Source organism: Streptomyces sp. NPDC002156, from assembly GCF_053593675.1.
Window position 1 is genome coordinate 1 of sequence record NZ_JBSFDA010000272.1, and the last position, 8,378, is coordinate 8,378.

The window sequence follows — 8,378 nt, forward strand, 5'->3', positions numbered from 1 at the left end:
CAGCCCGTCCGGCGTTTGAGGACGAGGCCGTTCAGGCCGAAAGGGGGGTCTGGGGGCGCAGCCCCCAGGGGATGGGACGGGTAGGGGCGGCGGGGGCGAAAACCTCACCGACCAGCCAACATCACCGCCCGATCGAACGCCTGCAAAAACCCATTCACCGTCACCCGATCCCGCACAGCCACCCGCAACCACTCCTCCCCCAGCCCAGGAAACGTGTCCCCCCGCCGCACCGCATACCCCAACCCCCGCAAATGCCCCCGCACCACATCCGCCCGAGGCACTCGCACCAGCACGAACGACCCCTCCGCCGGCCCCACCACCCGCACCCCGTCCGACCCGAACTCGGCCAGCCCGGCAACAAGATGAGCCCGGTCGGCGGCGATCCGCCGAGCCGCCGCCTCCGCCTCCGCCAGCGCCGGCCCGGACACGCACGCCTCCGCCGCAGCCAACGCCGGCGCGGACACCGGCCACAACGGCTGCGCCCGCTCCAGCTCGACCACCGTCGACGGCGCCGCCAGCACGTACCCGATCCGCAGCCCCGCCAGCCCCCACGTCTTCGTCAGACTCCGCAGCACCACAAGCCCGGGCACATCTGTACGCCCGGCCAGTGCCTCCCGCTCACCCGGCACCGCGTCCATGAACGCCTCGTCGACCACCAACGTCCGCCCAGGACGGGCAAGTTGGGCAACGACACCCGCCGGATGCAGCACCGACGTCGGATTCGTGGGATTGCCGATCACCACCAGGTCGGCCTCCTCGGGCACGAGCGCCACGTCCAGCCGGAAGTCGTCCTCGGCCCGCAGCAGCACCCGCTCCACCCGGTGCCCAGCGTTCCGCAGCGCCGCCTCCGGCTCCGTGAACTGCGGATGCACGACCACCGGCCGGCGTACCTCCAGCGCCCGCGCCAGCAGCACGAAGGCCTCCGCGGCCCCGGCGGTGAGCAGCACCCGCTCCACCGGGACCCCGTGCCGGGCCGCCACCGCCGCCCGCGCGGCCCGCCCGTCGGGATACGCGGCGAGCCCGTCCAGCGACCCGGCGATGTGCTCGCGCAGCCAGGCCGGGGGAGTACCGGCCCGGACGTTCACGGCGAGGTCGACCAACTTGGCGCCGTCGTCACGGACTTCGGCGTCCCCGTGGTGCCGCAGATCGTGCGTGCCGGCGCCTGTGCCGGTATCGGTGTCTCTGTCAGTGCGCATGAGAGTGCGAGTGCCCGTGTGAGTGCTGCCCATGAAGGTGACCGTCGTGATGGCCGTCGTCGTCCGGATGGAAGTGCGGCTGCTGAGGCATCCCGACCTTGTCCTCGAAACCGGGCAGCGCGATCCGGTACACGCACGAGTCGCAGTTCATCCGCAGATCGCCCTGCACGGCCTCCCGGTACCGCTCCATCACCAGATCGAGCAACTCCGGCTCCGGACCGATGACTTCGGCGGACCGCACGTCGATCTCCGGATGTGCGGCGGCCCAGCCCTCGGTCTGCTGACGCACCCGGTCCGGCAGGATCCCGGTGAACAGGAAGTAGGGCAGGACAACGATCCGCCGCGCACCCAGCTTCACACACCGGTCGAGCCCCGACGGCACGTCCGGCGCCGCCAGCGACACGAACGCCGTCTCCACACCGGCGTACCCGCGCCCCTCCCAGAGCAGCCGCGCCGCCTTGAGCACCTCGGCGTTGGCGTCCGGGTCGGTGGAGCCGCGCCCCACCAGCAGCACGGTCACGTCGGCCCGGTCGGCGGGCGTACGCGCCCCGACGCCCCCCAGGGCCTCCTCCAGACGTCGCTCCAGAACCGCCAGCAGCGCCGGGTGCGGGCCCAGCGGACGCCCGTACGTGTACGAGATCCCCGGGTGCCGTTCCTTCTCGCGGGACAGCGCCGCCGGGATGTCCCCCTTGGCGTGCCCGGCGGACACCAGCATCAGCGGAACGGCGGCGAACCTCCGTACCCCTCGCTCCACCAGCTCGGTCACGGCGTCGCCCAGCGGCGGCGGCGACAGCTCGATGAAGCCGCCCGCGACGGGCAGTTCGGGATTGCGGCGCCCCAACTCCCGTACGAAGTCACGGAAGGCCTCGGCTCCGGCCTCGTCCCGGGTGCCGTGGCCGGCGATGAGCAGGGCGGGCGGCGGGGTGGTCACGATTTCTCCTCGAACGGTGAAGCGGACTGTCCAGTGGACTGTGCAGCGGCCTGTGAAGTGGGGTGAAACGTATGAAACGTATGGGTGTTGAGAAGTGGGCCGGGCAGCCGCGCGGCACGGATGATCATCGCACCGTCTCCTGCCAGCGATAACCCCGAGGCGTCACCATACGGCCCGCGATGTTCCTGGTCGCGGTGTTGCCGACGGTCACGACCGTCATCATGTCGACCGTCGCCGGGTCGAGGCCGGCCAGCGTCGTGACGCGGCTGGACTCGTCGGGTCGTGACGCGTTCCGTACGACACCCACGGGCGTCGTCGGCTCCCGGTGCGCGCCGAGGACGGCGAGCGCCTTGGGCAGCTGCCAGTCACGGCCCCGGCTGCGCGGGTTGTAGAACGTCACGACGATGTCCGCCTCGGCCGCCGCCCGCACCCGCCGCTCGATGACCTCCCAGGGCGTGTGCAGGTCGGAGAGGCTGATGGAGACATGGTCGTGGCCGAGCGGGGCCCCGAGGATCGCCCCGGCGGCGAGGGCCGCCGTGACGCCCGGCACCCCGACCACGTCGATGTCGTCGGACGCCTCGGCGAGCGCGGGCGACGCCATCGCGTACACGCCCGCGTCCCCGCTGCCGATCAGCGCGACCGCCTGCCCCTTCCGGGCCTCGGCCACCGCCGTCCGCGCCCGCTCCTCCTCGGCCCCGAGCCCCGACTCCAGGATCCGGGTTCCGGGCCGCAGCAGATCGCGGATCTGGTCGACGTATTGATCGAGCCCCACGAGCACGGACGCCCGCCGCAACTCCGCCTCGGCACGCGGGGTCAGCAGATCCCGCGCCCCCGGCCCGAGCCCGACGACCGCGAGCCGCCCGCGCCCGGGCCGCCGTACGACGGCACAGGTCGCCATGGCCGGCGCCCCGTCCGCACGCTCCGACTTCCGCTTGGGCACGAGGAGTTCGCCCCCGCCGACGAGTGCCGCAGCTTCCGCCACGGACGGTGTACCGACGGCGGCGAGTGGCGCGGCGGACGGGTTCGGCACGTCGATCCCGGCCAACTCGTCGGCGGAGTACGTCAGTACAGGCACCCCGAGCCGCTCGGCGGCCCCGACGATCCCCGGCTCGCCCGCCTTCGCGTCGACGGTGGCCAGCGCGGCGACGGAGGCCACGGAGAGCCCAGCGTCCGCCAACGCGCCCTGCACCAGCCCGAACACCTCGTCGACCGGGGCCCCCTTCGAGGCACCCACACCGACGACAAGCGACGGCGGCCGGAGCACGACCTCGGACCCGGCAGGCTCAACGGCCCTGTCCGTAACCCGGATCGTCGGCCCATCACCAGGCACCCCACTCCCGACATTCGGCGGCAGCGCGGGCAGCGGCCAGCTCAACTCCAGCTCCAGCGCGACGGGTTCACCGTCGAGCAGCGCCCGCGAGACCCCCGCGACATCCCCCTCGACGGGCATCCCGAGCGTGTCGAGCCCCGGCACCCCCACGACGTCCGTCGCGGTGGTCACCACCGGCTCCGCACCCAGCAACTTCCCCACCGCGAGGGCGAGTTCATTGGCCCCGCCGCCATGACCGCCGACCAGCGAGACCGCGAACCGCCCGCCTTCGTCGACGCACACCACACCGGGGTCGGACGCCTTGTCGGACAGCAGTGGCGCGACCAGCCGTACGACCGCTCCCGTGGCCAGGAAGCACACGAGCTGCTCGCACTCTCCGAACGCGCGCCGGACGGCGTCGGCGACCGGCCCCTCGTACACACGCGTACGGTCGGGCCAGGCGGCGGCGAGCCGATCACGCGCCGCCGCGCCCGCCGCCGTCGCGGAAATCAGGCCGATCACAGGGCAACTCCTTGTTCGTCCATGTGTGTTGCGGGGCGGGTGCCCCAGAGCAGGAAAACGGGATTGGTCGCCGCGAGGCGGGTCACCCCACCCGGCAGGGGCGCCAGCCGGGACGACTGGAGCAGGACGCCGTCGCAGTCGAGCCCGGCCCTGGTGAGGGCCTCGCGTACCGCCGGTACCCGGTCGAGGGCGGCCAGCGCGACGACCACCGTCCGCCGGGCCCGCAGCGCGCACGCGGTGACGATGGCGGGCAGCTCGCGCCCGCCCCCGCCGATGAACACGGCGTCGGGATCGGAGAGTTCGTGGGCGGGCGCGGGCAGGTCATCAGGCGCGACCCCCTCCACCACCCGCACATCGACACCGTGCGCGGCGGCGTTGGCCCGCACCCGCTCCGCGCCGTCCGGCGTCTTCTCGACGGCGACGACGGCGGCCCCGAGCCGCGCGCACTCCACGGCCACCGACCCCGAGCCCGCACCGATGTCCCAGACCAGATCGCCGAGACGCGGCCCGAGCCGGGCCAGCGCCAGGGCCCGTACCTCGAACTTGGTGATCATCGAGTCCCGGTGGGCGAACTCGCCCTCGTCCAGGGCCCATTGACCGGGACCGACGGCCTCCCCGGCGACCGTGACACGCACCGGAGCGAGGACACGGGCCTCATCGAGACACAACACCACACTCACCGCGTCGCCCCAGTCCCGCGCCGCCGCCTCGGCGGGCGTGACCCGCTCGACGCGTTCGAGGACGGGGTCGCCCAGAGCGGAGGCGACGACCAGGACGCGCCCGTCCGGACCGTCGGCCAAGGCCGCGCCCAGCTCGGCGGGCCCGGCGCCGGGCCCGGTCAGTACGGCCACCTTGGGCCGCGCCCGGCACACGTTGACCGCCGTACGCAGCGCCCGCCCATGCGCGCTGACGACCACCGCGTCGTCCCAGGTCAGCCCCGTCCGGGCGAACGCAGCCGCGACGGAGGACACCCCCGGCCGGACATCGAGCCGCCCGGCCCCGAACCGCTCGGCCAGCGCCCGCACGATCCCGAAGAACCCGGGATCACCGGAGGCGAGCACGACAACGGCCCGCTCCTTCCCGACGTACTCCTCGATGATGTCGAGGGCAGGGGCCAGCGCACCGAGGACGACCTGTTCCGCGCCCTCGGGCACCGGGGCCGCCGCCAGATGCCGTCGGGCGCCCACGACCAGGGCGGCCCCGGCAACGGCGGCCGTGGCCTCCGGCAGCAGCGGCGCCGCCGTCCCCGTACCGATGACGGTGATCACGTACTCGCCCCTCGCTCGCGCAGCGCCCGGCGGGCGGCAGGGTCGGCCTTGCGGAACCCGTGGAAGTGGCCGGGGTGGTAGAGGTGCGAGCGGGTGCCGCTGGCGTCGAGGGCCGGGCCGATCAGGAACAAGGTGTGCTTCCACAGCTTGTGCTCCTTGACCGTCTCCTCCAGCGTCTCGATCGTGCACCGCACGACCAGCTCCTCGGGCCAGGTCGCCTGGTAGGCGATGACGACCGCCGTCGTGGACGGATAGCCGCCTTCCAGCAGCTCCCGCACCAGCTGCCCACTGCGCGCGGCGGAGAGAAAGATCGCCATCGTCGTCCCGTGCCGGGCGAACTCCCGCACCTCTTCCCCCGGCGGCATCGGCGTCTTGCCGCCGCCCAGCCGGGTGAGGATCACGGACTGCGCGACCTCGGGAATGGTCAGCTCGCGCTGGGCGAGGGCGGCGACCGCGGAGAAGGAGGAGACACCGGGCACGATCTCGGTCTCGATGCCGATCTCGGCACAGCGGTCGACCTGCTCCTGGGTACCGCCCCAGAGCGCGGGATCGCCGGAGTGAATACGGGCCACGCGCAGACCCTCGCGCACGGCACGCTCGTACACGGCGACGACGTCTTCGAGTGACATCGTCGCCGAGTCGAGGATCTCCGCCCCCGCGCGCGCGTGTTCGAGCACGGCCTCCTGTACGAGGCTGGCCGCCCAGATCACGACATCCGCGTCGGCGATGGCGCGGGCGGCGCGGAAGGTCAGCAGATCGGCGGCGCCGGGGCCGGCACCGACGAACGTCACCTTGCCGGTGGGAGCGCCAGTGGGAACGTCGGCCGTGGGAGCCATGGGGCGGGATCCTCTCGTACGGAACATGCTGCTGGACTTGCTGGACTTGCTGGACTTGCGGGCGTTCGGGGAGTTCAGGGGAGTTGGACGTGCGCGAAGGCGGGTTGATCGGATAGCAAGAGCACATGGCGGTCTTCGTCGCGCTCGGCGCGTTCCTGATGACGCTGGCCGGCGGCTGGACGGCACTGCGTGTGACCGACCGCCGCCATCTCGTCCTGGGCCTGGCCGGCGGCCTGATGCTGGGCGTGGTCGGCCTCGATCTGCTGCCGGAGGCACTGGACGCGGCGGGCGAGGAGGTGTTCGGCGTACCGGCCGCGCTGCTGCTGTTCGTCGCCGGCTTTCTGCTGGCCCATCTGGTGGAACGTCTGCTGGCGGTACGACAGGCGGCGCACGGCGCGAGTACGGGAATCGGGGAGAACGGTGGCCGGACGCCTCAGGTCGGTCTGACGGCCGCCGCGGCCATGGTCGGCCACAGTGCGATGGACGGCGTCGCGATCGGCGCCGCCTTCCAGGTGGGCGGCGGGATGGGCCTCGCGGTCGCGCTCGCCGTGATCGCCCATGACTTCGCCGACGGCTTCAACACGTACACGATCACGAGCCTGTACGGGAACGCCCGCCGCAAGGCCCTGGCCATGCTGTTCGCCGACGCGGTGGCACCGGTGGCGGGCGCGGCCTCGACGCTTCTCTTCACGATCCCCGAACAGGCGCTGGGCTGCTATCTCGGCCTCTTCGGCGGCGTCCTGCTCTATCTCGCCGCCGCCGAGATCCTCCCCGAGGCCCACCACGAACACCCCGCGCACTCGACGGTGCTGTGCACGGTCGCGGGCGTGGTGTTCATCTGGCTCGTTGTGGGCGTATCGGGCTGAGATGATCACAACTTGCCGCCCCGCCCGCCGTCACGTCGCGCGGGCGCGATGAGCGTGGAGAGATAGGGGAGGGGCTCATCACCGAGTTCACCGGCGGGCCGGATGGACTCGTCCGCCAGCCCGAGAGCCGACCCCCACACCGCGTCGTCGATCCGCCCGCTCTCCCGCAGGGCCTCGGCGACCTCCTGGGCCTGCCGCCCGAACTTGTACGCCACGACCGTGCCGGGCCCGGCGAGGGCGTCCTTGAGCGTGGCAGCCCCGGCGGTGACGGGCACGAGGGTGAGAGGCTCGGTGCCTTCGGTGAGCACGGCACCGGACCGCGCCGCCAGATCCTGCATGGCGGTGATACCGGGAACGGTCTCGATGACGACGCCGGCCACCAGCTCCCCGATCGTCTGGGCGAGATAGGTGAACGTCGAGTACACGTTGGGATCGCCGATGGTCGCGAACGCGACGACGGAGTGAGCCCCGAGCAACTCGGCGACCCGAGCACCGGCGGCATCCCAGGCGGCCTCGCGCCGCGCCCGGTCGGACCGCTCGTTGAGCGCGAAGACGACCCGGACGACCTTCTCCACGGGCACGTAGTGCAGCACGGTGGCCTCGGCACGCCCCCGCTCGCCGCTGTCCATGACAGGTACGACGACCACATCGGCGGCACGCAGCGCGTTGACGCCCTTCACGGTCACCAGCTCGGGATCACCGGGCCCGACCCCCACACCGACAAGCCTGCTGCCACTTTCGCTGCTCATGACGTACGGCACCTCTCCACGAACCGACGGGCGACACCGGGCTCCGACGCCCAGTGCGTGTGCAGATAGCTGGCGTGCACACCTCGCTGTACAAATCCCTCGACCCGCCGGGTAGGGGCGACCACGCCCCAAGCGGGCTCGGCCCCCGCCCCGGGCTCGACGACGGTCCGATGGAACTCGTGCCCCCGCATCCGGGTCCCGGCAACGGCAAGGGCACTGTCACTGACGGCCACGGCATCGCGATACCCGAGGGTGAGCCGCTCGCTCATCCGCGCGGTCGCATCGAGCACCCCGCACATCGGCAGCCCGTCCAACTCCCGGCACAGATACAGCAACCCGGCACACTCGGCGGCAACGGGCGCACCACTCTCCGCGAGCGCAGCGACGGACTTGCGGAGCGTCTCATTGGCGGACAACTCGCCGCCGTACACCTCGGGAAACCCACCCCCGACAACCAACCCACGTGTCCCATCGGGCAGTTCCTCATCCCGAAGCGGATCGAACACAACAACCTCGGCCCCGGCGGCCCGCAACAACTCGGCCTGCTCGGCATAGGAGAAGGTAAAGGCGGCACCGCCGGCAAGAGCGACGACCGGCGGTGTTTTTAGCCCGTCCGGCGTTTGAGGACGAGGCCGTTCAGGCCGAAGCGGGGGTCTGGGGGCGGCAGCCCCCAGGGATGGGACGGGTAGGGGCGGCGGGGG

General features: G+C 72.5%; 7 protein-coding genes and 1 pseudogene. 1 reads left to right on the forward strand and 7 read right to left on the reverse strand.

All coding sequences use genetic code 11. The features are described from left to right. Positions 1-104: 104 nt before the first annotated feature. From cobC to cobM, 5 genes are all read right to left on the reverse strand, one after another. Positions 105-1,196 (reverse strand): Rv2231c family pyridoxal phosphate-dependent protein CobC, encoded by a 1,092-nt coding sequence (cobC, locus tag ACWCRB_RS47505; RefSeq protein WP_451002024.1) that lies wholly within the window; start codon positions 1,194-1,196, stop codon positions 105-107. After that, entirely contained in the window at positions 1,186-2,127 is a 942-nt protein-coding gene (locus tag ACWCRB_RS47510) for a sirohydrochlorin chelatase (RefSeq protein ID WP_451002025.1), read from the reverse strand. Before ACWCRB_RS47510 ends, cobC begins: the two co-directional genes overlap by 11 nt. 124 nt (positions 2,128-2,251) lie before the next feature. After that, on the reverse strand, positions 2,252-3,958 hold the full coding sequence (cobJ, locus tag ACWCRB_RS47515) for a precorrin-3B C(17)-methyltransferase (RefSeq protein WP_451002026.1): 1,707 nt from the start codon (positions 3,956-3,958) through the stop codon (positions 2,252-2,254). Further along, the gene (gene cbiE, locus ACWCRB_RS47520; protein WP_451002027.1) at positions 3,955-5,226 is read right to left on the reverse strand and encodes a precorrin-6y C5,15-methyltransferase (decarboxylating) subunit CbiE; all 1,272 of its coding nucleotides are present in this window, start codon (positions 5,224-5,226) and stop codon (positions 3,955-3,957) included. Before cbiE ends, cobJ begins: the two co-directional genes overlap by 4 nt. Continuing rightward, complete coding sequence (gene cobM / locus ACWCRB_RS47525) at positions 5,223-6,062, reverse strand: precorrin-4 C(11)-methyltransferase (RefSeq protein WP_451002028.1); 840 nt, start codon at positions 6,060-6,062, stop codon at positions 5,223-5,225. Before cobM ends, cbiE begins: the two co-directional genes overlap by 4 nt. A gap of 125 nt (positions 6,063-6,187) precedes the next feature. Here cobM and ACWCRB_RS47530 point away from each other — a divergent pair, with 125 nt between their 5' ends. Next, on the forward strand, positions 6,188-6,928 hold the full coding sequence (locus tag ACWCRB_RS47530; RefSeq protein ID WP_451002029.1) for a ZIP family metal transporter: 741 nt from the start codon (positions 6,188-6,190) through the stop codon (positions 6,926-6,928). Positions 6,929-6,933: 5 nt separating this feature from the next. Here ACWCRB_RS47530 and cobI read toward each other — a convergent pair whose 3' ends face one another. Together cobI and ACWCRB_RS47540 are read right to left on the reverse strand one after the other, a co-directional pair. Beyond that, positions 6,934-7,677, reverse strand: coding sequence for a precorrin-2 C(20)-methyltransferase (cobI, locus tag ACWCRB_RS47535; RefSeq protein WP_451002030.1), 744 nt, complete (start codon positions 7,675-7,677; stop codon positions 6,934-6,936). Next, positions 7,674-8,378 (reverse strand): annotated as a pseudogene (locus tag ACWCRB_RS47540) (cobyrinate a,c-diamide synthase); the annotation flags it as partial. The pseudogene ACWCRB_RS47540 and the gene cobI, both read right to left, overlap by 4 nt.

Coding starts and splice junctions, on each gene's coding strand:
- cobC (WP_451002024.1), bottom strand. CDS start 1,196: ATGCGCACTGACAGAGACACCGATACCGGCACAGGCGCCGGCACGCAC.
- cobM (WP_451002028.1), bottom strand. CDS start 6,062: ATGGCTCCCACGGCCGACGTTCCCACTGGCGCTCCCACCGGCAAGGTG.
- ACWCRB_RS47530 (WP_451002029.1), top strand. CDS start 6,188: ATGGCGGTCTTCGTCGCGCTCGGCGCGTTCCTGATGACGCTGGCCGGC.
- cobI (WP_451002030.1), bottom strand. CDS start 7,677: ATGAGCAGCGAAAGTGGCAGCAGGCTTGTCGGTGTGGGGGTCGGGCCC.